This window comes from Pseudomonas sp. MAG002Y (genome assembly GCF_019400845.1).
Classification (GTDB): domain Bacteria; phylum Pseudomonadota; class Gammaproteobacteria; order Pseudomonadales; family Pseudomonadaceae; genus Chryseomonas; species Chryseomonas luteola.
Genome location: NZ_WOEJ01000002.1, coordinates 313,100 through 336,924 on the forward strand (window position 1 = coordinate 313,100; position 23,825 = coordinate 336,924).

Here is a 23,825-nt window from a genome sequence, read left to right on the forward strand (position 1 = left end):
GGAGGTGTTATGAACGACAGGACCGTCAGCGAGCGTACCGCGCACTGGCAGGCACTCAGCCGGAACCATCACCTGCCGCCCTTTACGGATTACAAGCAGCTCAATGCAAAGGGCTCGCGCATTATCACGCGTGCCGAAGGCATCTATCTGTGGGACAGCGATGACAATCGCATCCTCGATGGGATGGCCGGGCTGTGGTGTGTGAATGTCGGCTATGGCCGTGAAGAGCTGGTTCAGGCTGCCACCCGGCAGATGCGCGAACTGCCTTACTACAATCTGTTCTTCCAGACTGCGCACCCGCCAGCCATCGAGTTGGCCAAGGCGATTGCAGATATCGCACCCGACGGCATGAACCACGTGTTCTTTACCGGTTCGGGCTCGGAGTCCAACGATACTGTCCTGCGCATGGTTCGTCATTATTGGGCGACCAAGGGGCAGCCACAGAAGAAGATCATCATCGGCCGCTGGAATGGTTATCACGGGTCAACCGTGGCCGGCGTGAGCCTGGGCGGCATGAAGGCCTTGCACGAGCAGGGTGATCTGCCCATTCCGGGAATCGAGCACATCGACCAGCCTTACTGGTATGGCGAGGGCGGCGATATGAGTCCGGATGAGTTCGGGATTCAAGTGGCCGATCAGCTGGAGCAAAAGATTCTTGAGCTCGGCGAGGACAAGGTGGCGGCCTTTATTGCCGAGCCGATCCAGGGGGCTGGAGGTGTAATCGTTCCGCCGGACACCTATTGGCCGCGGATTCGCGAAATACTGGCGAAATACGACATTCTGTTCATCTCCGATGAAGTTATCTGTGGGTTCGGGCGTACCGGAGAATGGTTCGGCAGTCAGCACTACGGCATGACGCCAGACCTCATGCCCATCGCCAAGGGGCTGACCTCCGGTTATATCCCCATGGGAGGTGTGATCGTGCGGGACGAGATCGTCGAGGTGCTCAACCAGGGCGGCGAGTTCTACCACGGTTTCACCTACTCGGGGCATCCGGTTGCGGCAGCTGTGGCGCTGGAGAACATCCGCATCCTGCGCGACGAGGGCATTATCGAGCGAGTCAAAAGCGAAACGGCACCTTACTTGCAGAAGTGCTGGCAGACGCTGGCCGATCATCCGCTGGTAGGCGAGGCGAGGGGTGTGGGCCTGGTGGCCGCGTTGGAGCTGGTACAGGACAAGCGGACAAGGGCGCGCTTCACGGGACGCGAGGCAGGCATGATCTGTCGGGAACATTGCTTCCGCAATGGCCTGATTATGCGGGCCGTGGGCGATACCATGATCATTTCGCCACCGCTGGTCATCACGCCCTCGCAGATCGATGAGCTGATGGTGCTGGTGCGCAAGTGCCTGGACCTGACGGCTGCCGACCTGCATCGGTAGTGAAGACGAGTCGCGAGCAGAACGAGCGTCCAGGGGTGTTTGTCTGACATAACAGCACCCTTGGATGATGGCAAAAATCAAAAGGAATGGTGGCGCACTCTTGAGCCGCGCGCCGGACCTTGCCAGACTGCGCCGGTGCGTTGGCCAGACGCACCAGGGGAGGATCGAAAAGCCTCCTCCGGAATACTTATACGACCCTGTTTAGGAGCATTTCCGCATGAAAGCTTTTGGCAAGACACTGCTCGCACTCAGTCTGGCTGGCGCCTTCGCCGGTCACGCGATGGCAGACGACAAGGTTCTGCACGTTTACAACTGGAACGACTACATCGCTGAAGACACCATTGCCAAGTTTGAAAAGGAAACGGGCATCAAGGTGGTCTATGACGTGTATGACAGCAACGAGGTACTCGAAGCCAAGTTGCTGGCGGGCAAGTCGGGCTATGATGTGGTTGTCCCCTCCAACTCTTTCCTGGCCAAGCAGATCAAGGCCGGTGTCTACCAGACGCTGGACAGGAACAAGCTGCCCAACTGGAAAAACCTGGATCCCCAGCTGATGAAGACCTTGGAGGTCAGCGATCCGGGTAACCTGTACGCCATTCCTTACCTGTGGGGTACCATCGGTATTGGTTATAACCCGGACAAGGTAAGGGCTGCACTGGGCGACAATGCCCCGGTGGACTCCTGGGATCTGATCTTCAAGCCGGAAAATATTTCCAAGCTCAAGAGCTGTGGTGTCGCGCTGCTGGACTCGCCAACCGAGATCATTCCTGCCGGTCTGCATTATCTGGGCTACAAACCTGACAGCCAGGACACCCAGGAACTGAAGGCGGCGCAGGACCTGTTCATGCAGATTCGTCCGTCGATCACCTACTTCCACTCATCCAAGTACATCTCTGATTTGGCCAACGGCAACGTCTGCGTGGCGGTCGGCTATTCCGGCGACATTGCCCAGGCCAAGGCCCGTGCCGCTGATGCCAAGAATGGCGTGACGGTGAAGTACAACATTCCCAAGGAAGGTGCCGGTACGTTCTTCGATACCATGGCCATTCCAAAGGACGCTACCAATACCGAGGGCGCCTACAAGTTCATCGACTTCATCATGAAGCCGGAGATCATTGCCGAGATCAGCGACTACGTGCAGTACCCGAACGGCAACAAGGAAGCGACACCGCTGGTCAGCGACGAGATTCGCAACGACCCGGGCATCTACCCGACTCAGGAGACGATGGGCAAGCTGTACGCCTTCCCGGACCTGCCGGCCAAGGTGCAGCGTGCGATGACCCGTGCCTGGACAACGATCAAGTCCGGCAAATAAGTGATGCAGGCCCCTCCGGCAGCTGTTGGAGGGGCTTTCTGGAAGGATAGGGCATGTATACAACGCAGCGATTATCCGACCCACGCTCGAATCTGATTGCAGCTTCGGTGAGCTGTACCGATACGAAAAATCAGTTTATCCGTGACATTTCCACGCTCATCCTGTATCAACGCGGCCCGTTATCAGGCAGGCCGTACGGTAAGCAGGTGAGGGCACTGTTGCCATTGGCGGTAGCTGCCAGGAGTTCGCACGTTTGCAACCGTAAATTGTGCGGGCGATACCAGCTTTTGCCGGATGCGTTCCAGGCTTAGGTAATAATCCCTTGGCGGGGCCGTCGCGTTAAACCTGTATTCATTCATAGATTCTTCACAAGGAAATCGGCCGCACAGTCAGGTATGGACTGGCCACTAACCAAGAGGACGACCGAGTGTTTCTTTCCCTTCGTAAGACGCTGCTTGCCACTGCCGCTGCGCTGGCCTTTACACCACTGGCCCATGCCGAGAAAGTCGTGCACATCTATAACTGGAGCGATTACATCGGTGAGACCACGCTGGAAGATTTCCAGAAGGAAACCGGAATCAAGCCGGTCTATGACGTGTTCGACTCCAATGAAACCCTCGAGGGCAAGCTTCTGGCCGGGCGGACCGGCTATGACGTGGTAGTGCCGTCCAACCATTTCCTGGGCAAGCAGATCAAGGCTGGCGCGTTCATGAAGCTGGACCGCAGCCAGCTGCCCAACTGGCAGAACCTGGACCCTGCTTTGCTCAAGCAGCTTCAGACCAACGATCCGGGTAACGAGCACAGCGTGCCTTACCTATGGGGAACCAACGGTATCGGTTACAATGTCGACAAGGTCAAGGAGGTGCTTGGCACCGACAAGATCGACTCCTGGGCAGTGCTGTTCGAGCCGGAAAACATCAAGAAGCTGACCAAGTGCGGTGTTTCCTTCATGGACTCGCCGGATGAAGTCATCCCGGCCATGCTGAACTACCTGGGGCTCAACCCTAACAGCACAAATCCTGACGATTACAAGAAAGCCGAGGCGAAGCTCCTGCAGGTTCGCCCGTACGTGACTTATTTCCACTCCTCGAAATACATCTCCGATCTGGCCAACGGCAATATCTGTGTGGCCTTTGGCTATTCGGGTGATGTTTTCCAGGCAGCGTCACGTGCCGAGGAGGCGGGAAAGGGCGTCAAGATCGCTTATGCCATTCCCAAGGAGGGAGCGAACCTGTGGTTTGATCTATTGGCCATCCCCAAGGATGCGTCCAATGCGAAAGAGGCACATGCGTTCATCAACTACCTGCTGCGGCCTGAGGTGATTGCCAAGGTAAGCGACTCCGTTGGTTACGCTAACCCCAACCCCAAGTCAGGCGAGCTGATGGACCAGAAGGTGCGCCAGGATGAAACGGTCTATCCACCCCAAGAGGTGATGGACAAGCTGTATGTGATGGCGGAACTGCCTCCGCAGATATTGCGGGTCAGTACACGCAGTTGGACCCGGATCAAATCCGGTAAATAGCGTTCCATATTCGATAGCCTGACCGTTGAGTCAGGCTGAATGCCTGGCTGATAGCAAGGCGAAAAGAGGCACGGTCGGCGCTAGGGCAAGAAGGGCGGAGGGATTTTCCGCACCGACTCTAGAACCTCATGCCGTAGCTGTCAGGCAGGATTTCAAGACCCCTGGGGAGTAAATAATGGCGATAGCCTCCGGTGCCTTTAAAAAAGCCGTGACCGGTGTTCAGCAGACCAAAGAAGTGCTGGTGAAGATCGATCGGGTAACCAAGAAATTCGATGAAACGGTGGCAGTTGATGATGTTTCACTGACCATCAACAAAGGCGAGATCTTTGCGCTGCTTGGTGGCTCCGGTTCTGGTAAATCCACGCTGCTGCGCATGCTGGCGGGGTTTGAGCAACCCACCGAGGGAAGGATCTTCCTGGACGGGCAGGACATCACCAATATTCCGCCGTATGACCGGCCGATCAACATGATGTTCCAGTCCTATGCCTTGTTCCCGCACATGACGGTCGAGCAGAACATTGCGTTCGGCTTGAAGCAGGACAGGCTGCCCAGAGAAGAGATCAACCAGCGCGTGGCCGAAATGCTCAAGCTGGTGCACATGACACAGTATGCCAAGCGTAAACCGCATCAGCTCTCTGGTGGGCAGCGTCAGCGGGTGGCCCTGGCGCGCTCACTGGCCAAGCGGCCCAAGCTTCTGTTGCTCGACGAGCCGATGGGGGCGCTCGACAAGAAACTGCGTTCGCAGATGCAGCTGGAGCTGGTGGAGATCATCGAGCGCGTGGGCGTGACCTGTGTAATGGTGACGCACGACCAGGAAGAAGCCATGACCATGGCTCAGCGCATCGCGATCATGCACCTGGGCTGGATCGCTCAGGTGGGCAGCCCGATGGACATCTATGAAACGCCGGCCAGCCGCCTGGTCTGTGAGTTCATCGGCAACGTGAACCTGTTCGACGGTGAACTGATCGAGGACGATGCGGATCACGCCATCATTGCCTCGCCGCAGCTCGAGCGGCATATCTACGTGGGCCACGGGATTAGCACCCGCGCTGAAGACAAGCGCGTGACCTATGCGATTCGCCCGGAAAAGCTCCTGATGGCCAGCCGCCTGCCGGAAGACCATGAACACCCCAATTACAACTGGCTACGCGGGACCGTGCATGACATCGCCTATCTGGGCGGGCATTCGGTGTATTACATCAAGCTGGAGTCCGGGCAACTGGTCCAGTGCTTCATCGCCAACGCCGTGCGCCTGGGCAAACGCCCGACGTGGGACGATCCGGTAGTGGTGTACTGGGAAGATGACAGCGGCGTGGTACTGCAATCATGAGTCTGAAGAAACTGTTCGACGGCCGCCGCCTGGTTATTGGCGTCCCGTTCGTGTGGCTGTTCCTGTTCTTCCTGCTGCCGTTCGCCATTGTGCTGAAGATCAGTTTCGCCATTGCGGACGTCGCGATTCCACCCTATACCGAACTGCTGACCTATGCCGACCAGCAGCTGGATATTGCCCTGAATTTCGGGAATTACCTGATGTTCACGGACGATCCGCTATACCTGGACGCGTACCTTGGCTCACTCAAGATCGCTGGCATTAGTACGCTGATCTGTCTTCTGATTGGATATCCGATGGCCTATGCCATCGCTCGGGCGCGCAAGGATGTGCAGACGGTATTGCTTCTCCTGATCATGATGCCGACCTGGACGGCCATTCTGATCCGGGTCTATGCCTGGATGGGGCTTCTGTCCACCAACGGCCTGATCAACGAATTCCTGATGTTCATTGGTGTGATTCACGAGCCGCTGCGTCTGCTCAACACCAACTTTGCGGTATATCTGGGGATTGTGTATTCCTACCTGCCGTTCATGATCCTGCCGCTGTTCGCCAATCTGGTGAAGCACGATCTGACACTGCTGGAGGCGGCATCCGACCTGGGAGCGAGTCGTTTTACCAGCTTCTGGCGTATCACGGTGCCGTTGTCCAAGAACGGCATTATCGCGGGCTGCATGCTGGTCTTCATTCCCGCAGTAGGCGAGTTCGTGATTCCGGAACTGCTGGGCGGGCCGGAAACGCTCATGATTGGCCGTGTGTTGTGGCAGGAATTCTTCAATAACCGCGACTGGCCGGTGGCTTCGGCTTTGGCGGTGGTCATGCTGATCATCCTCATCGTGCCTATTGTCCTGTTCAACAGGAACCAGGCGAAGGAACTGGAGGGCAAGCTATGAGAAGCCTGAAGTTCACAAATCTGATGTTGGTGTTGGGCCTGTTGTTCATCTACCTGCCGATGGTCATCCTGGTGATCTATTCGTTCAACGCCTCGCGTCTGGTGACTGTCTGGGGCGGCTGGTCGGTGCACTGGTATGCAGGGCTTCTGGACAACAACCAGCTCATGGGCGCCGTAGGGCGCTCCCTGGAAATCGCGTTCTACACGGCGATTTCCTCGGTCATCCTGGGAACGCTGGCGGCGTTCGTGCTGACGCGTATTCCTCGCTTTCGCGGGCGTACGGTGTTTGGCGGTCTGGTCACTGCACCGCTGGTCATGCCTGAGGTGATTACCGGTCTGTCGCTGCTGCTCCTGTTCGTTTCCATGGCACAGTTCATCGGCTGGCCGCAGGATCGGGGTGTCGTCACGATCTGGATCGCCCATACCAGCTTTTGCGCGTCTTACGTAGCGGTAGTCGTGTCGGCGCGTCTGCGCGAGTTGGACCTGTCTATCGAGGAAGCTGCCATGGACCTGGGTGCGCGTCCCTGGAAGGTGTTCATGCTGATCACCATCCCGATGATTGCGCCTTCTCTGGCAGCGGGTGGAATGATGTCCTTTGCGCTATCGCTGGATGATCTGGTGCTTGCAAGCTTCGTGTCCGGCCCTGGCTCAACCACCTTGCCAATGGAGGTGTTCTCCGCTGTGCGCCTGGGTGTGAAGCCGGAGATCAATGCCATTGCCAGCCTGATTCTGCTGGCGGTCTCGCTGTTTACCTTCCTCGCGTGGTATTTCACGCGTCGGGCTGAGAAGAAGCGGCTGCAGGGGTTGAAGGAGGCCATGGAGTCGACGGTGACGGAAACTGCCAATGAGCGGGACGTTGAGCGTTTCACCGCGCCGCCTACCAATAGCTGATACAAGAAAGCCACCGAAAGGTGGCTTTTTTTATGCCTGGGGTGGATCAGCCTGTTGCCAGAATGAATCGGTGTATGGCCTCGGCCAGACCGTTCCTGTCGGTTTCGGCGGTGATCTGCATGGCATGAGCCTTGACGTCTTCCTCGGCTTGTCCCATGGCAATGGAGAGCCCGGCTTTCTTGAACATTGAAATATCGTTTTCACCGTCTCCAATGGCGACGGTACGCGTGAGCGGAATGCTCAGATGCTCCGCCAGTGCCACTAGCGCATGGCCTTTGCTGGCCTGGGCGGCTGTAATATCCAGATAGTAGGGTTGGGAGCGTACGGTGTGGGCGTATTGCCCCAGCTTCTGATCCAGCTCGGGTTGCAGGCTGGCGAGGCGATCATGGTTCTTACTGACAGCTACCAGCTTGTCGACCCGGTCAAGGTAGTCGTCAAAGCGGTCGACGATCAGCGGATCATAGCCCAGGGCTCTTTTCTCATGGCCGATGTAGTGGTTGTCTGGATTGGCAATGATCCATTCATTATCGGCGAATAGCCAGATATCCAGGTCTTCGTCCTCAAGCTGCTCAAACACGCTGTCCACGGCATTCCGGGGTATACGGTGTGCCTGCAAGAGCGTGCCATCCGGCTTGAGCAGGGTGCCGCCGTTGAAGGCGCCGACGGGGAGGGTAAGATCAAGCGCTTCGATCAGCCAATGCATGGCCCGTGGCGGGCGACTGCTGACCAGCGTAAAGTTGATTCCAGCCTCACGCAGGCGCTGTACGGCCTCGATCGTGGCTTGGTTTAATTGCTTGTCGGTACGCAAAAGGGTGCCATCGACATCCGACAGCATGAGTTGATACGGGTGGTTCGTCATTATCGTTCCTGTCGAGCCATAGTAGAAAAGAGCGACAGGCTGCCTGGAGGTACGCCTCGATGCGCTACCTCCAAGCCTGCTCGGAAAGCGTTACTGCGGGATTTCTACGTGCCCACCAAAGCCGAAGCGCATGGCCGACAGGAGCTTGTCGCCATAGGTCGCCTTCTGGCGTGAGCGGAAACGGGCATACAGTGCGGACGTCAGTACCGGGGCAGGTACGGCTTCCTCGATAGCGGCCTCGATGGTCCAGCGACCTTCACCACTGTCGGACACGAATCCGCTGAATTTCTCCAGCTCCACATCCTGAGCCAGTGCCTGAGCGGTCAGGTCCAGAAGCCAGGAGGAAACGACACTGCCACGGCGCCATACTTCGGCGATGTCTGCCAAATCCAATTGCAGGCGTTCTTCTTCCGGTACATTTTCGGAGCCGCGCATCTTGAGAATGTCAAAGCCTTCGGCGTACGCCTGCATCATGCCGTATTCGATACCGTTGTGAATCATCTTCACAAAGTGACCGGAACCAGCCGGGCCTGCATGGATATAGCCACGCTCGGCACGCTCGTCCGGGGCGTTGCGGCCACGGGTGCGCTCGATGTCGCCATAGCCAGGGGCCAGGGTGTCGAAGATGGGATCCAGGCGGTCCACGGTTTCCTTGTCGCCGCCAATCATCATGCAGTAGCCGCGCTCAAGGCCCCAGACGCCTCCAGAGGTGCCTACGTCGAGGTAGTGGATACCTTTCTCGGCCAGCGCCTTGGCGCGGCGCAGGTCGTCCTTGTAGTAAGTATTGCCACCATCAATGATGGTGTCGCCCGGCTCCAGCATCTGGCCCAGGGTGTTGATGGTCTGTTCGGTCGGGTCACCCGCCGGAAGCATGACCCATAGCGCGCGTGGCTTAGCCATCTGCTGGATCATGTCCTCAAGACCGGTTGTTGCTTTGGCGCCTTCTTTGGCCAGCGTCTCGATGGAGTCGGCGCTGCGGTCGTATGCGAAGACCTCGTGCCCGTTTTTCATCAGCCTGCGGGCAATGTTTCCGCCCATCCGGCCCAGTCCGATAATGCCAAGTTGCATGTTGTTGCCTCCACGAGCTTTTACGTCAGGCGATAGCCGCCTCGACTAATTGTACGATACGTTGCAGCCCTGCTTCGCTATTGCCGTGCTGAATGTGAATACGTAAATGTCGACGACCTCGCTCGGCGAGCACGGAAAGGTCCCCTTGTGCCTGAGCGGCTTCGACGATGCCGAAGCTTACCTTGCGTCCGGGAATGGCCAGATCCTGCTGGGGTTCGGCGGTAATCTGCAGGAAAACCCCGCTATTTGGCCCCCCTTTGTAGGCTTGGCCTGTGGAGTGTAGAAAACGGGGGCCGAAGCCGCCAACGGTGGCGACACGGTAACGATCCCGTAGCAGGGTCCGCAGCCGCGTCATCAAGGTCTCGTGGGCGGCGTTACGCTCGATATAGGCAAGCACGGCAGCGTAATCGCCCGGATTGAGGCGAGCAAAATGCTCCCGAAGTACCTGCTCGGCCGAGTCGCCGCTCAGGGGGGAATCGCTGTAGAACACCAGCTCGCCATCGGTAAAGAAGGGATTTCCGCTGGAAAGCTGTCCGGTTTTTTCATACTCATCGGTTAACACGCGCGTTTTGACCTTGCTGGCCTCGACGTCAGGCTGATCGAAAGGATTGATGCCTATCACGGCGCCTGCAATGGCGGTAGCCACTTCCCAGCGGAAAAATTCCTGACCGATAAGGTCAGGCCGCATCAGGCTTATGCGGATTACAGGCTGGCCGGCTTTTTCCAATGCCTCGACCTGGGCATCCAGTTCGCTGCCGTCGTTATTTGCACGCAGATAGACGAACAAGCGATCATCACCGTAATGGGAGGGGTCAGCCGGGGGCTCCAGGTCGACCGGAATGATGCCTTTGTCTTGTTTGCCTGTGGACTCAGCCAGCAGTTGCTCAAGCCAGGCACCGATACTAGCGATCTGGGGCGAGGCGAACAGAGTCAGCTTGTCCCGCCCGGCCTTGACGGCTTCACCCATGACCACACCTAGATAAACGCCCGGATTGATCGCAGGCGGTGCACTGGGATCGCACGCCAGCACCATGGAGCGGGTAATCTCGAACAGGCTGTCTACATCGTGTCCAAGCAGGCTCAGCGGTACGAGCCCAAAGGCCGAGAGCACCGAGTAACGCCCGCCAATGGTCGGATCGCCATAGAAGAGGGTGCGATAGCCCTGCGCCTTGGCGCTGACCTCGAGCTTGGAGCCGGGATCGGTAATAGCAATGAAATGATGGCTGGCCTGATCCTCACCGAGCGCTTTGCAGGCAGCGTCGAAAAAGTAAGCGTTGAGAATTTCAGGTTCCAGGGTCGAGCCGGACTTGCTCGATACCAGAAAGACCGTGCAGGCATAATCAATGGACTGCTCCACGGCGGCAATTTGAGCCGGATCGGTAGAGTCCAACACCAGCAGGCGCAGGCCTTCAGGTGTGTTGCCCAGCGTTTTCGCCAGCACTTCCGGTCCCAGGCTGGAGCCACCCATGCCCAGTAGAACGGCGGTGGTATAGCCTTCGGCTTTGAGCGATTGCTCCAGTATGACCAGAGCGGAGGTGTTGATATGCGGCTCAGTAGCGGCTTTCAACCAGCCGCCCCATTTCGCTTCGTCCTGACCGGTCCAGAGGGAAGCATCCATTTGCCATAGCCGACGTGACCAACCCTCGCGGCGGGCCTGCTCAAGCTGCTGCTCGACGGCTTGGGACAGGTCTTCTGGCAGACTGAACTTGGCTTGGTTGAGTTTGCCGGCCAGCAATTTGACGCGCTTGGCACCCACAGCACCGAGCAGATCGTCAGCTGCATCGGAGAAAAGTTTGGCGCCTGCCTTTACCAAGTCTGTCGTTATGCCCGGCAGATCCAGCCCGAACCGCTCGGTGGCTTCGAGTGTGGCGCGGGCTTCATCCAACCCTGTAGTGAGGGTTTGCTTCACCGTGCCATGATCACGAAAAGCATCCATGGTCTTGGGCGGCATGGTATTGACGGTGTCCGGTCCGATCAGCTCATCGACGTACAGTGTATCGGGGTAGTCAGGGTTCTTGGTGCCGGTAGAGGCCCATAGCAGTCGCTGAGGTTGAGCGCCCTTGGCGACCAGGGCTTGCCAACGTTCGCTGGCTATCATGGCCTGATAATCAGCATAGGCCAGTTTGGCGTTGGCAATGGCAACCCGACCCTTGAGGGACTTGAGCGTTGCGTCGTCATTCCCGGCTTTCAGCTGTTCATCGATCTTTTTCTCGATTTCCGAATCGATCCGGCTGATGAAAAAGCTGGCAACACTGGCTATGCGGCTGATGTCTACTCCGGCCTGAATACGCGCCTCCAGCCCAGCCATGTAGGCCTCGGCAACAGCACGATAGGATTCCCGGGAAAACAGCAGTGTCACGTTGACGCTGATCCCTTCGGCAATCAGTTGCTGGATAGCTGCTGCGCCCGCTTCGGTACCAGGCACCTTGACCATCAGGTTCGGTCGATCGACAGCTTTCCAGAGTCGACGTGCCTCTATCAGGGTGGACTCGGTATCCATGGCCAGATAAGGCGATACCTCCAGGCTGACGTAGCCGTCCTTGCCGTTTAAACGGTCATAGACAGGCCGCAGGATGTCGGCGGCCTGTTGAATGTCTTCGACCGCCAGATATTCATATACATCGACCGGTGAGGCATCGGCACGGTTGAGGAAGCGCTCTAGCGATTCATCGTAATCCGTACCGTGTCCCATGGCCTTTTCGAAGATGGATGGGTTGGAGGTAACGCCGGTCAGGCCATCCCGCTCAATGAGCGTCTGCAGCTCACCCTTGCGCAAAAATTCCCGACTGACGAAATCCAGCCAGACGGCCTGACCGGCCATACCCAACTCTCGCAAGAGGCTGCTCATCATGACCTCCCGGCGTTCGCCTGTTCAGTGGCCAGTTTGACAACATTTTCAACGGTAAAGCCGTACTTCGCCTGTAGCTTGCCGATCGGTGCAGAGGCACCAAAGCTGTTCATGACGACCATGGCGCCCTTGCGGCCTACGTAACGCTCCCACCCCATCGGGCCAGCCTGCTCGACGGCAACCCGACCGGTTACGTCATCAGGCAGCACGCTTTCTTTGTAGGCTTCATCCTGCTGCTCGAACAGCTCCCAACACGGCATGGAGACGACACGCGCCGCTATACCGTTTGCTTTGAGCTGCTCATAAGCCTCGACACACAGGCCGACCTCACTGCCGGTACCCATGATAATGACATCCGGCTTGCCGTTTTCGGCATCCGCCACGACATACGCACCACGCGCCGTACCTTCCGCCGAGGCGTAGCGGGTGCGGTCAAGCGTCGGCATGGGCTGGCGGGAGAGGACGATGCAGGAGGGGCGGTTGGTCTGCTCGAGCGCAACCTTCCAAGCCTGGACGGCTTCGTTGGCATCACCGGGACGCAGGGTCAGAAGACCAGGAGTTGCCCTGAGCTGGGCCAGTTGTTCGATAGGCTGGTGAGTAGGCCCGTCTTCGCCAACACCGATGGAGTCATGGGTAAAGACGAACACCACGGGCAGCTCCATGATCGAGGCCAGGCGAATCGGCGGCTTCATGTAGTCGCTGAACACCAGGAACGTCGCCGTAAAGGAGCGCAGGTAGCAGAGGGCAAGGCCGTTGGCGATAGCGCCCATCGCGTGTTCACGTACGCCATAGTGGAGGTTGCGACCGGCGGGTGTCTGCGCTGAGAAGCTTCCAGCGCCGTCAAAGGTCAGCTTGGTCTTGGTAGAGGGCGCCAAGTCCGCTGAACCGCCGATCAGCCACGGGATCTTGCTGGCGAAGGCGTTGAGTGCCTTGCCACCGGATTCACGGGTTGCCACGCCCTTGGCGTTGGCTTCGAACTCTGGAAGTGCATCCATCCAGCCTTCAGGCATCTGACCGGCGCGCATGCGGTTGAGCTCGTCTACAAGGGTAGGCTCCTGCTGCTCAAGCGTTTTCAGCGCTGCCTGCCATTGCTCGTATTGGCTTTGCCCGCGCTCAACCATCTGGTCGCGCAGCCAGGTTCGTGCATCGTCCGGCACCAGGAAGTCAGCGTCTTCAGGCCAGTCATAGGATTTCTTGGCGAGGCGGATTTCATCAGCGCCCAGTGGTTCGCCATGGGCGGCGGCGGTGTTGTGCTTGTTGGGTGCACCATAACCAATGATGCTGTCGACGATGATCAGGGTTGGCGCATCGTCATGGGCCTGGAAAAACTCGATGGCCTGGCCAAAGGTCAGGGCGTCGTTGGCGTCCTTGACATGGACCACGTTCCAACCATAACCCTTGAAACGTGCGCCAACGTCTTCGCTGAATGTCAGGTCCGTGTGGCCCTCGATACTGATGGTGTTGTTGTCGTAGATCCAGCACAGGTTGGACAGCTTCAGGTGCCCGGCTACCGAAGCCGCTTCACCGCTGACGCCCTCCATCATGTCGCCATCGCCACATAGCACGTAGACGTTGTAATCGAAGAGGGTAGCGCCGTCACGGTTGAAGCGCTGTCCGAGCCAGCGTTGGGCCATCGCCATGCCAACGCTGTTAGCACACCCCTGGCCCAGCGGGCCGGTAGTGGTTTCTACGCCGGTAGTCATGCGGTATTCGGGGTGGCCGGGCGTCTTCGAATCCATCTGACGGAACTGCTTGATGTCATCCAGGCTGACGGCCGGGTTGCCGGAGGGCTGGCCATGCTCGTCGATCTCGGTCACACCGGCCAGATGCAGCAGCGAATACAACAGCATTGACGCATGACCTACAGACAGCACAAAGCGATCGCGGTTGGGCCAGTCCGGATGCTCAGGGTGGTAGCGCAGGTACTTGCTCCACAAGGTATACGCCACAGGTGCCAGGGCCATGGGCGTGCCTGGGTGGCCTGAGTTGGCCTTCTGCACGGCGTCCATGGAAAGGGTGCGTATGGTGTTCACGCACAGCTGGTCACGCTCGATGTTGGGGTCGTTGGAAAAAGTGGTGTTGGCAGAGCACATTGCGGATTCCTCGATTGGAGCGTGGAAGCGAATGGCCGGGATGCCGTCTCGCGGCTCGTCATGGTGCAGGCGATAGGCAAGGACAGCAGCTCGGCTGACCGGGCATGCGGGTTATCCAGGCGCAGGGCCTGGGCTGGCGATCCGGCCGATAGGCTGGCGTTAAGCTACTTCTCGACAGCTGATTCGCATGCGACGGAACAGTACTAGGAGGTGTGAGCTTTCAGGCGGGCGTTTGTTCCTCTTATTTTGCGAGAGAGTGCGTTGAAGGTCTTTAAAGGTATCAGGCCTACACGCGACGACCGGGCACGTGATCCAAACAGCCAGCTTCGTTATCATAGGCGCTGACTTTTCTCCCGCGCCCTTCGGGGCGCCGCACCGAGCCCAGCATGAAACAGTACCTAGACCTGATGCGACACGTGCGTGAGCACGGCACCTTCAAAAGCGACCGCACCGGCACCGGCACCTACAGCGTGTTCGGCTATCAGATGCGCTTCAACCTGGCCGATGGTTTTCCCATGGTCACCACCAAGAAGCTGCACCTGCGTTCCATCATTCATGAGCTGCTGTGGTTTCTCAAAGGCTCGACCAATATCGCCTACCTCAAGGAAAACGGCGTTTCCATCTGGGATGAGTGGGCCGATGAGAACGGTGACCTTGGCCCGGTCTACGGTTATCAATGGCGGAGCTGGCCCGCGCCGGATGGCCGTCATATCGACCAGATCGCCAACGTTATCGAGATGATCAAGAAGAATCCCGACTCGCGCCGGTTGATCGTCTCCGCCTGGAATCCTGCTCTGGTGGATGAGATGGCCCTGCCGCCGTGCCATGCGCTGTTCCAGTTCTATGTGGCAGATGGCAAGCTCTCCTGCCAGCTCTACCAGCGCTCGGCGGACATTTTCCTGGGTGTGCCTTTCAATATTGCCAGCTACGCGCTGCTGACCATGATGGTGGCGCAGGTCACGGGTTACGAGCCGGGCGAGTTCATCTGGACGGGCGGTGACAGCCACCTGTACGCCAACCATCTGGAGCAGACGGACCTGCAACTGACCCGCGAGCCGCTGCCCCTGCCTACCATGAAGCTCAACCCAGCGGTCAAAGACCTGTTCGAGTTCACGTTCGATGACTTCGAGCTGGTCGGCTACGAATCCCACCCCCACATCAAGGCACCCGTCGCTGTTTGATACGCCACCGGAACGCCCTGCCTGGGTAGGGCATTCCGGTCTGAAACTGTTCATCCGCTCGACTTACAGCTCATCCAGCCGCGTGGCACGTGTCTGCGTGAAGCCTCGGTTATGCTTGCTCAATGGCGAGTTAGGGTCCAGCAGCGAAGTTCGGATGAAGTGCAGGTAACTGCACACGCGGCGCAGCGGCGAGCGTTCGAACTGACCCGAGTTAGGCTCCTGATGAATCTGGGCGGCCTGAGCCGTCTCGATGGCGTGTTCTACTGCCGACAAGGCCCGCTCCATATGCTTGGGGCTGGGTTGCACGAACAGGCGGATCAGGGCGCGTCCCATGATGCGAATAGCCTGTCGCCAGGGTCTCGATTCCTGATAACAGGGGTGCAGGGGCAGGTTTTCCTGTTCGTAGCGCAGCTCAATGATGGCATGACCAATTTCCAATGACAGGAACATCCAACGCAGAAGCTGGCGTTGCACGGCGGTATGGCCGGTGGAAAGTACATAGGCCTGGTTGAGCAGATCGCGGGTACTGCTATCGAAGCCTGATGCCAACCCCTTGAGCTTGCCGCTGATGGCATAGACGACCCGCATGCGTAAATCCTGCTCGAGACGTCCCCATAGCCATGGGCGATTGGGCGGCATGAGCACCGCAGCGGCGACCGCGGCAATAAAGGCGGCGATCAGATAGGACAGGTACTGGTTGAAGAAGGTGTTGGCGTCATACAGTGTGACGTTGGCCGGCAAGGCCGCCGAGCAGAACCACACCATCAGCCCTGTGCCGTAACCCGCCCACTGGGGACGGGTGATGAAAAACGCGCCAATGGCAAACACCGGCGACAGCGCGTAGAACAACAGGGGAAAGCCATCCAGTTGGGGCAGCACCCAGAACACCAGAAAAAAGCCGGCCAACGAGCCGGCCAATGTCCCGACGGCTAATTGCAGGCAGTAACGGCGTGGGTTGGGCGAAGTAGATGAAAGCGCCGAGATCAGGACGGCTGCCAGCGCACAGGTATCACCGCTGGGCCAGGACGTTTCGATCCAGAACAGCCCCAGCACGAGAACCACGAGGGCACTGCGTATACCGGAAATGGCCGCTGCCATGGGGTTGGCCACGGGGGTGAAGCTTTCCGGGGGCGGCGTCTTGGGTGGCTTGGGACCGTTCAGGGTGGCATAGGCCAGGCAGTAGCTGTAGAGGTCTTCGGCAAAGCGGTAGAGCAGTTCGGCGGCCGTGTTGAAGTCCAGCAGGTCGCCGTCTCCAACCTGTTGATTCTGAAGCTGCGTACGGCCCTCGCGAATAGACTGCATCAGCGGCTCACGGTGTAGCGCGAGCTTTTCTGCCAGACGGGCCGCGTCAGTCTCGGTGGTCAGCCGCTCCCCGAACGGTGCAAGCAATGTGGTGATCTCCGAAAGGCAAGGCGAGAAGGCGTCCAGCAGGAGCGGGCGCTGGCGGATCCGGGTCAGCAGTTGGTTCAAGGCATGGAAGCGGGTGTTGAGCTGCATGAACTGGCTGCCCAGGTTGGCCAGCCGACCGCTGCGCTGACGCAGGTGTGGGTCTTCGAACGCACTGGCGCTGCGCAGGCTTTCAAAGCCTACGGACTCGGCCGCAAAGCGTGCCGCCAGGGTTTCGAACTGTTCGCGGGTCAACGTGCCGCTCAGACCCTCATGGGCCATGCGGGCGAAGTCACGAAAGCGCAGGGAAAGCGTATTGCGCAGCACGGTGCGGGTCGTCTGCGGCAGGACGATAGCGCTGACTGCACCGGTGCAGCAGATGCCCAGGCCAATCTCCAGTACACGCCACAGGGCCTGCATAAAGGCATTTTCCGGATGGCTCGTGGCTGGCAAGCCGATCAGGCTGGCGGTGTACCCGGCCAGTAGAAAGGCATAACCGCGAAAGTCGCGATAACGTGCAGCGCCCGCCGTACACAGGCCTACCCACATGGCCAGCGAGCCGAGCAGCAGGATCCGTTCCTGGGCGAAGAGGGCAATGAACAGCACCATGACGCTCAGGCCGACCAGCGTTCCGATGATGCGATAGAAACTCTTGGCCAGCACCTGTCCGCTTTGGGGCTGCATGACGATAAAGACGGTGACCAGTACCGTACTGGGTTGGGGCAGCTGCAACCGGTAGGCCAGCCAGAGTGCAATCAGTGCTGTCAGCAGCGCCTTGAAAATGAAGGCCCAGGTAATGCCATCGGTACGGGCCCATTCCAGCAGGGCACGGTGCCAGGCCGAGCGGCTCGGTAATCGACTGGCAAGAGAAATAGCGCGCAACGGTAACCTCGACGCTCAAAGGGCGCACGGAGTGAATCGGTCAGGGTGAAGAACAGCGTTGCAGTCAGCGCAGGGCGATAGCGCACTGACCGTGAAGCGGCGGCAAGATCTTCTTGAACAGACGAGACAGCGGCCTGAACAGACTGGCTGACAGGGGCGTTACGATCAGATAAGGCGGAGCGGGAAGCGGAAGCGTTTTCCGAAACAGTTGCAGCACGGTGGCCTACTCAAACAGTCACTAGCTCAGACGAGCGCTATCCATTCTATGTAGAGCAGGGTGGCGGGAATAAGCAGGAAAATCGTGAAGGATTATTAACTGTAAAGCGAGTAATCAAAGGGTAGGGAGTTGTGCCAGAATTTGCCGCTCTGAGAGGAGTACGATGGACAATCTCTTTAACATGCGTGCTTTCATGTGTGTTGTGGAAGCCGGCAGCTTTACTGCGGCGGCCCAACGCCTTGAGCTTACCACCGCCTACGTTTCCAAGGCGGTCACCAATCTGGAAACACACCTTCAAACCCGTTTACTTCACCGCACTACCCGTCGGATCGCGCTGACCGAGGCGGGGGAACGTTACCTACAGCGTTGCCAACAGATCTTCGCCTACATTCAGGAGGCGGAGGCCGAAGCCAGCCATGCCCATGCGCATCCGGTGGGCAAACTCAAGGTTCATACCATGACCGGCTTGGGTCAGCATTACCTGATCAAGACGATTGCCCGTTACTGCGAGCAATACCCTGAGGTGAACTTCGACCTGCGGCTGACCAACACGTTTACCGATATCCTGGAGGACGGCTACGACGTCTCCGTGATCCTGGCCTCCCAGCTTAAGGATTCAGGCTACTTTTCCAAGCGACTGGGCAGTACTCATAGCATTCTGTGCGCATCGCCGGCTTACCTGGAAAAATACGGCACCCCCCAGACGACGGCTGCCTTGCGTCAACACCGTTGTCTGCGCTTGGTGAACAAGGCTATGTCACTGGATAAATGGTTGTTCCAAGGCCCAAAAGGCGAGGAGCTGGTAACAATTGACCAGACCCTGTTTCAGGTCAACACGGCGGATGCCCTGATGGAGGCCATTGCTTCTGGCATGGGCATCGGGGCGCTGCCGATCTATGCCGCCGTCAAGGGGCTCAAGGACGGGACGCTGCAGCAGGTCCTGCCACACCACAGCCTGTACCCGCTTAACGTCTATGCGTTGTATCCCTCTCGCCAGTACCTGGATGCAAAGATCCGGACGCTGGTGGACTTCCTGCGCGATACCTTGCCGGGGCTTCTAAAGGCCGACGAGCAGGCTGTGAAGCGGCTGTATGAAGAAGGCCCGGTCAGCGCCTGGTGATTAATCAGTCTGCTGCGCCAATTGCTCGGCCAGGTCTTCTATCTGCTCGCGGCGGTTGGCGTCTCGTAGCTTGTGGGAAGCGTTGAGCGAAGACCATTCCGGATGGGCGCGGGCGTGATTCAGGGCAGCAGGAAGCTTGCCCTCACGCCAGCGCTGATCCTCAGGTGTTTCCACTTCGATAGCCTTCATGGCTGCGTGACCGCGGGCATCGAGTGCCTTGACCAGTTGACGCTGGCGTAGGGCGAGCAAGCGCAGCACGGCATCATCCACGGTCAGCTCCCGCTGGCCGCGTAGCTTGCCGAGCAGGCGTTGACCATAATGACCGCCGGTTTGCAGCAGCCCGCCTGCCAGGGCGCCCAACGCTGTTGCAGCACCCAGCATCAAGCCACCCGCCAATAGGTCGATACCGGCCCCTGCCGCAGCACCGGCAGCAACACCCCCGGTCAGACGGATACCCAGAATGCGCAGGGTTTCGGGGTTGAATAAATCATCTCCCCAGCGGCCATCCAGTAATGGAAGGTCAGCGGCGCGTGCATCGCCCGAGCGAAAGCCGTACAGCTTGAGTAAGTCCTCCACGCAGCGCTGCTCACGCTTACGCAGATCGTCCCGCAGGCGTTGAGTCGCGGCCTTTACCGCGTCGTCCTCTGGCGGCACTACATAGCGGCATGCGGCGGCGTCTATCAGCAGCTCGGCGATGAGCTGTGCCGCGCTGTGCTGACGTGCCACTGCCTGGGCTTCGTGATCGGCAATCAAACGCTCCAAGCGTGGGCGCGCTGGCTCGATGAGTAAGGCCAGGCTTTCATATAGGCGGCGCTCGCCGTCCTCAGGCGGAGCAACACTGTCGAAGCGCACCAGGGCATGCAGCCCAAGGCGTGCCAGTGCAGTGCGCCATTCTTCCTCGCGATGCTGCTCGGCTGCTACAAAGTTCAAGACGGGCAGCAGCGGCTTGCCGCACCCGGCCAACACGGCCAGTTCATCCTTGTATTTGGCGAGTACCGGCTCGCGGGCATCGACGACATAGAGCCCGGCATCTGAGCTGCGCAGCTGGCGCAGTACCTTGGCCTCCTGCTCGAAGCGGTTGCGGGCCTCGGCGGTATCGAGGAAACGCTCCACGCGAGCGGGGCCATCCAAGCGCTCGCCGGGGCGTTCGAGCTGGTCAAGGTAATCCCGTAGAGCGATGGCATCTTCCAGACCCGGCGTATCGTAGAGTTCGATCAGGGCTTCGCCGTCTACGGAAAGCCGGACACCCTCTACATGACGCGTAGTACTGGCGCGATGGGAGACCTCGCCAAATCCGATGTCGCGGGTCAGTGTTCTCAGCAGGGACGTCTTGCCAACATTGGTATGGCCCACGACAGCCAGAACGAGCGGTTGGGTCATGGACGTTCTCCTGAGGCGCCGCAGGCGTTGTTGGGCATCGCCTTGCTTACTCCAACCGCGCTCAAACGCCACTTATTCATGTCCAGTCTCCAACCATTCCAGCGGAGACCGTTCTCCATGGGGAAGTGCCATTCGATCGAGCCCCTGGCGCCAGTCATCGAGGCGGTCGGCATCCAGTTGGGCGCCTGCAGGCGCGGGTAGCAGCCAGACGCGGGTAGTACCTGCGCAGCGGGCCAGTTCGCCGATCAGGGACAGGGTGCCTCGGTCCGGTGAACGACGGGGATCGCAGGCAATCACCAGGCGTACGGGCGGATAACGGGTGAGTTGCTCCAGCAGGCGGCGACGCTGCTGTCCGTCGTCCAGTACACCGGCGTTGCGCACGGTGTCCGGCAGCGCGGGTGGCCAGGCCTGTGTGTTGTCCAGCTCAATCGCGACCAGCACAGCACTTTCACCGGCAATTTCGAGGTTACCGGCAGACGGCTCCGGCAGCTGCTCAGGCGCAGCGTCGTTGACGCCCAGACGCTCGGTGGTGGGCATCAGCTTTTCACGCAGCAGCACATAGCCGGGCTGCTCGATATCCAGCGTCAGTTGCTGGCGGCGGCGTTGCCATTGCCAGAGGCAGAGGGCAAAGAGAAGCGCGCGGGGAATGAGACCATAGACAATCAGCACGCCTACCAGCCAACCGGCCCAGGCATGACGTGCCGCCTCAAGCCCCTGTGCCGCGTTGCCACTGGCACGAATGGTCTCGATATCCGGCATGGGAAAACCCAGCAATGCAGGCAGCGCACCCAGCGCGTGAGTCATGGTGACAAAGGTATCGCTGCTCAGAATGGTGGTTTCCCAGATAAAGCTGTAGCTGCGGGTTGCCAGCAGGGCAAGCAGGATGCCCAGCGTTGCACTCAAGGCCAGCAGCCAGAGCCCATGCACCAGTGTGCCCAGCCCCCAGCGCACCAGCCGTTGACGACCGAGGAGAATAAGCAGTGCCGGGCCGAGCTGGGCTGCGCGAGCATCCCGGGCCAGCTTGCCGGCCAGCCACAGCCAGAGGCGGCCCAACACACTGGCGTTGCGTCCACCGCCGAAAAAGCCGATCAGCCATAACAGCAGGGTCAACAGGTGCAGGCCCAACAGACTGCCCAAGGCCCAGAAGACATTGACCGGGCGCATGCCATCGCCCAGAGCGCCAAAGCCGAGGCCGGCACCGGACAATACAGCCAGAAAGGCGAGCAGCCAGAAGGCGAGGGTGGCACCCTGACGCCAGTGGCGACGGGCTTCGATAAGGCCGTCACGCTGGCCTAACAGATGGGCGCGCAGGTTCAGGCGCTGCATGAAGCTGCCGCCGGCGGCGCGCGCGCGGCGGTTGGCCTCGCTGTCTTCCAGCGGACCGGCTTCTTCCTCGGTCAGGCGGACGGCTTCGGTCAGCCAGAGTGCATCAAGGGTGGAATCGGAAGGGGCAGTAGTGGGTTCGGTCACTCGTCAAACTCGTCCTGGGGATGCGCGGAGAATAACGGGTCGGCATCCGGCGTGTTAACTGGCAAGCCACTGGCAAGGCGGTTGTGCTCTGCTATGCTGCGCGGCTATGAACAAGACACTTCCTCTCAGCTTGATCGTGGCGGTCGCCGACAATGGCGTGATCGGCCACGAAAATCGTCTGCCCTGGCACTTGCCGGCAGAACTCAAATACTTCAAGGCCGTGACCTTGGGCAAGCCGGTGATCATGGGTCGAAAGACCTGGGACTCGCTGGGTCGTCCATTGCCAGGGCGTTTGAATCTGGTCGTCAGCCGTCAGACCGATCTGACGCTCGAAGGTGCCGAAACCTTTACGTTGCTGGATGATGCGGTGACGCGAGCCGAGTCCTGGGCCCGGGAGCAGGGTGCCAGTGAGGTTATGCTGATCGGCGGGGCACAGCTCTTCATCGAGGCGCTGCCTAATGCGGATCGCTTCTACCTCACCCGTGTGGCGCTGGAGCCGGAAGGGGATGTGTATTTCCCCGAATGGGACGAGCAGCAGTGGCAGCGGGTATCGCGTGACGAGCACCCGTCCGAGGATGGCCGTCCGGCATATGCGCTGGAAGTGTGGGAACGCAAGCGCTAGGCGCTGCTCATGTTGATTGCCTGTAAAACGGGGCGCCTATCAGGCGCCCCGTTTCGTTCTAGAAATACTTCAACCAGGTGATATCGCGGCGGCGCGCCTTGAGGTGGGCAAACCAGCGAACCGGCCAGTAGAGCGCAAAGGCCAGCACAATGGCGCTGATCCACAAGGCCCAGACATGAACAAAGCCAAAGTACGTTCCCTGATTGAGGCCGAACAGGGCAACGGCAATCCGGTACAGTACGCCTAACACGTACAGGTGCAGGATGTAGAAAAACATCGGTGCTGCGCCAAACACGGTAAACCAGTGCAGCAGACGGTTTTCCGGCTTGCGCTCGAACAGCACGAGTAATAACAGGCCCAGGCCCAGTGTGAGTGAGAGGAACAGCAGGGAGGGTGGGTACTTGGTGATGTTCAGAAAGCTCATCACCGTCAGCAGGGGTGTTTCTCCGGTGACCCACTGCTGCGCCTGACCATAGCCATTGATCATCCGCAATACCAGGAAGAGCAACAGGGCGCCAAGCCCCCAGCCTAGCAGGCGCTTCTGGCGCTCGGACGGGTTCAGCTGGGTAAACCATGGGCCTACGGCATAGCCCAGTGCAATCACGCCAATCCAGGGTAGAAGCGGATAGGACGTCCGCAGCCGCAGGCTTTCGCCCAATTCGATCCAGCCGCGGTCATGCAATATCGCCCATGGGACATGGAAGGGCGAGCCTGCCGGAAAATGCACCCCGTCCAACAGATTGTGCCCGGCTACCAGCACGAGGCCGATGGCGATCAGCGCTGCGCGGGGCAGCCAGACCAGTGCCGACAGCATGATCATGCTCAGGCCAATGGCCCAGATCACTTGCAGATAGATCACCTTGGGTGGGAACTGGAACGTCCAGGCCAGGCTGACCAGCGTGAATTCCAGAATGACCAAAAATAGCCCGCGCTTGAACAGGAAGCTGGAAACCGCAGCCCGATCATTATGCTTTGCGCCATAAAGAAAGGCACCCAGGCCTGTCAGGAAGACGAAGACCGGTGCGCACAGGTGACTGGCAATCCGGCTGAAGAACAGGTCAGGTGAGGTCGAGGCGACATCCATGGGGTCGATGACCTGCCGATGCAGGAAGAACGTTTCGCGAACATGATCGAGCAGCATGAATACAATCACGAGCCCGCGCAGGGCATCGATGCTTTTGAGGCGGTGGGACGTTGAGGTCATTTAAGGTCGTTCCATGAGACACATCAGCAGATAGTGCGATCTGTAATGTTATCTTATTTCAATGGTGTGTCCCTGGTTCTGCCACATTTGGTTACGGTTTGGCTGACCCCTGTGATTATCTGAATAACGCTCAAGATCCTGATTTTTCTACCTTCAAGCCAAAAG

18 protein-coding genes are annotated in these 23,825 nt (G+C 59.1%); 9 read left to right on the forward strand and 9 right to left on the reverse strand.

Annotated elements, in window-relative coordinates:
- Positions 1-9: 9 nt before the first annotated feature.
- The 6 genes from GM154_RS04355 to GM154_RS04380 all read left to right on the forward strand — a co-directional run bounded on the left by GM154_RS04355 (position 10) and on the right by GM154_RS04380 (position 7,330).
- Positions 10-1,380, forward strand: coding sequence for an aspartate aminotransferase family protein (locus tag GM154_RS04355; protein WP_074822252.1), 1,371 nt, complete (start codon positions 10-12; stop codon positions 1,378-1,380).
- Between the two features lie 217 nt (positions 1,381-1,597).
- Positions 1,598-2,695: a polyamine ABC transporter substrate-binding protein gene (locus tag GM154_RS04360; protein WP_219651104.1), complete on the forward strand. Its 1,098-nt coding sequence runs from the start codon at positions 1,598-1,600 to the stop codon at positions 2,693-2,695.
- A 451-nt stretch (positions 2,696-3,146) separates the two neighbouring features.
- Positions 3,147-4,217 (forward strand): polyamine ABC transporter substrate-binding protein, encoded by a 1,071-nt coding sequence (locus tag GM154_RS04365; RefSeq protein WP_074822650.1) that lies wholly within the window; start codon positions 3,147-3,149, stop codon positions 4,215-4,217.
- Between the two features lie 175 nt (positions 4,218-4,392).
- Positions 4,393-5,547, forward strand: coding sequence for a polyamine ABC transporter ATP-binding protein (gene potA / locus GM154_RS04370; protein ID WP_219651105.1), 1,155 nt, complete (start codon positions 4,393-4,395; stop codon positions 5,545-5,547).
- Positions 5,544-6,440 (forward strand): ABC transporter permease subunit, encoded by an 897-nt coding sequence (locus GM154_RS04375; protein WP_010795657.1) that lies wholly within the window; start codon positions 5,544-5,546, stop codon positions 6,438-6,440. The genes potA and GM154_RS04375 overlap by 4 nt, the downstream gene beginning before the upstream one ends.
- Positions 6,437-7,330: an ABC transporter permease subunit gene (locus tag GM154_RS04380; RefSeq protein WP_010795656.1), complete on the forward strand. Its 894-nt coding sequence runs from the start codon at positions 6,437-6,439 to the stop codon at positions 7,328-7,330. Before GM154_RS04375 ends, GM154_RS04380 begins: the two co-directional genes overlap by 4 nt.
- A 46-nt stretch (positions 7,331-7,376) precedes the next feature.
- Here GM154_RS04380 and GM154_RS04385 read toward each other — a convergent pair whose 3' ends face one another.
- The 4 genes from GM154_RS04385 to tkt form a co-directional block, all read right to left on the reverse strand.
- Positions 7,377-8,189: a Cof-type HAD-IIB family hydrolase gene (locus GM154_RS04385; protein WP_074822261.1), complete on the reverse strand. Its 813-nt coding sequence runs from the start codon at positions 8,187-8,189 to the stop codon at positions 7,377-7,379.
- A gap of 90 nt (positions 8,190-8,279) precedes the next feature.
- Positions 8,280-9,257 (reverse strand): phosphogluconate dehydrogenase (NAD(+)-dependent, decarboxylating), encoded by a 978-nt coding sequence (gene gnd, locus GM154_RS04390; RefSeq protein ID WP_010795654.1) that lies wholly within the window; start codon positions 9,255-9,257, stop codon positions 8,280-8,282.
- A gap of 25 nt (positions 9,258-9,282) precedes the next feature.
- Entirely contained in the window at positions 9,283-12,105 is a 2,823-nt protein-coding gene (locus GM154_RS04395; protein WP_219651106.1) for a bifunctional transaldolase/phosoglucose isomerase, read from the reverse strand.
- Positions 12,105-14,198 carry a transketolase gene (gene tkt, locus GM154_RS04400; RefSeq protein ID WP_010795652.1) on the reverse strand — a complete coding sequence of 698 codons (2,094 nt, stop codon included), beginning with the start codon at positions 14,196-14,198 and terminating at the stop codon, positions 12,105-12,107. Before tkt ends, GM154_RS04395 begins: the two co-directional genes overlap by 1 nt.
- Positions 14,199-14,584: 386 nt before the next feature.
- On the opposite strand from tkt, the gene GM154_RS04405 reads away from it, so the two are divergent.
- Positions 14,585-15,379 carry a thymidylate synthase gene (locus tag GM154_RS04405; RefSeq protein WP_010795651.1) on the forward strand — a complete coding sequence of 265 codons (795 nt, stop codon included), beginning with the start codon at positions 14,585-14,587 and terminating at the stop codon, positions 15,377-15,379.
- 63 nt (positions 15,380-15,442) lie between these two features.
- Here GM154_RS04405 and GM154_RS04410 read toward each other — a convergent pair whose 3' ends face one another.
- Positions 15,443-17,647 carry an FUSC family protein gene (locus tag GM154_RS04410; RefSeq protein ID WP_219651107.1) on the reverse strand — a complete coding sequence of 735 codons (2,205 nt, stop codon included), beginning with the start codon at positions 17,645-17,647 and terminating at the stop codon, positions 15,443-15,445.
- Positions 17,648-17,711: 64 nt separating this feature from the next.
- Entirely contained in the window at positions 17,712-17,864 is a 153-nt protein-coding gene (locus GM154_RS04415) for a hypothetical protein (RefSeq protein WP_156913089.1), read from the reverse strand.
- 163 nt (positions 17,865-18,027) lie between these two features.
- Here GM154_RS04415 and GM154_RS04420 point away from each other — a divergent pair, with 163 nt between their 5' ends.
- Positions 18,028-18,984, forward strand: coding sequence for a LysR family transcriptional regulator (locus tag GM154_RS04420; RefSeq protein ID WP_219651108.1), 957 nt, complete (start codon positions 18,028-18,030; stop codon positions 18,982-18,984).
- Here the strand turns inward: GM154_RS04420 and GM154_RS04425 are convergent, their stop codons facing one another.
- On the reverse strand, positions 18,985-20,364 hold the full coding sequence (locus tag GM154_RS04425) for a DUF3482 domain-containing protein (protein WP_219651109.1): 1,380 nt from the start codon (positions 20,362-20,364) through the stop codon (positions 18,985-18,987).
- A gap of 72 nt (positions 20,365-20,436) precedes the next feature.
- Entirely contained in the window at positions 20,437-21,834 is a 1,398-nt protein-coding gene (locus GM154_RS04430) for a DUF2868 domain-containing protein (RefSeq protein WP_219651110.1), read from the reverse strand.
- Positions 21,835-21,940: 106 nt separating this feature from the next.
- Between GM154_RS04430 and GM154_RS04435 the strand changes: the two genes are divergently transcribed.
- A complete protein-coding gene (locus GM154_RS04435) occupies positions 21,941-22,456 on the forward strand; it encodes a dihydrofolate reductase (RefSeq protein ID WP_219651111.1) in 516 nt (171 codons plus the stop codon).
- 58 nt (positions 22,457-22,514) lie between these two features.
- Here the strand turns inward: GM154_RS04435 and GM154_RS04440 are convergent, their stop codons facing one another.
- Positions 22,515-23,660 carry a DUF1624 domain-containing protein gene (locus GM154_RS04440; RefSeq protein ID WP_074822285.1) on the reverse strand — a complete coding sequence of 382 codons (1,146 nt, stop codon included), beginning with the start codon at positions 23,658-23,660 and terminating at the stop codon, positions 22,515-22,517.
- Positions 23,661-23,825 lie beyond the last annotated feature (165 nt).

Excerpts from the sequence above, each read along its gene's own strand:
- GM154_RS04355 (WP_074822252.1), top strand. The coding sequence starts at position 10 with ATGAACGACAGGACCGTCAGCGAGCGTACCGCGCACTGGCAGGCACTC.
- GM154_RS04360 (WP_219651104.1), top strand. The coding sequence starts at position 1,598 with ATGAAAGCTTTTGGCAAGACACTGCTCGCACTCAGTCTGGCTGGCGCC.
- potA (WP_219651105.1), top strand. The coding sequence starts at position 4,393 with ATGGCGATAGCCTCCGGTGCCTTTAAAAAAGCCGTGACCGGTGTTCAG.
- GM154_RS04375 (WP_010795657.1), top strand. The coding sequence starts at position 5,544 with ATGAGTCTGAAGAAACTGTTCGACGGCCGCCGCCTGGTTATTGGCGTC.
- GM154_RS04380 (WP_010795656.1), top strand. The coding sequence starts at position 6,437 with ATGAGAAGCCTGAAGTTCACAAATCTGATGTTGGTGTTGGGCCTGTTG.
- GM154_RS04385 (WP_074822261.1), bottom strand. The coding sequence starts at position 8,189 with ATGACGAACCACCCGTATCAACTCATGCTGTCGGATGTCGATGGCACC.
- gnd (WP_010795654.1), bottom strand. The coding sequence starts at position 9,257 with ATGCAACTTGGCATTATCGGACTGGGCCGGATGGGCGGAAACATTGCC.
- GM154_RS04395 (WP_219651106.1), bottom strand. The coding sequence starts at position 12,105 with ATGAGCAGCCTCTTGCGAGAGTTGGGTATGGCCGGTCAGGCCGTCTGG.
- tkt (WP_010795652.1), bottom strand. The coding sequence starts at position 14,198 with ATGTGCTCTGCCAACACCACTTTTTCCAACGACCCCAACATCGAGCGT.
- GM154_RS04405 (WP_010795651.1), top strand. The coding sequence starts at position 14,585 with ATGAAACAGTACCTAGACCTGATGCGACACGTGCGTGAGCACGGCACC.
- GM154_RS04420 (WP_219651108.1), top strand. The coding sequence starts at position 18,028 with ATGGACAATCTCTTTAACATGCGTGCTTTCATGTGTGTTGTGGAAGCC.
- GM154_RS04425 (WP_219651109.1), bottom strand. The coding sequence starts at position 20,364 with ATGACCCAACCGCTCGTTCTGGCTGTCGTGGGCCATACCAATGTTGGC.
- GM154_RS04435 (WP_219651111.1), top strand. The coding sequence starts at position 21,941 with ATGAACAAGACACTTCCTCTCAGCTTGATCGTGGCGGTCGCCGACAAT.
- GM154_RS04440 (WP_074822285.1), bottom strand. The coding sequence starts at position 23,660 with ATGACCTCAACGTCCCACCGCCTCAAAAGCATCGATGCCCTGCGCGGG.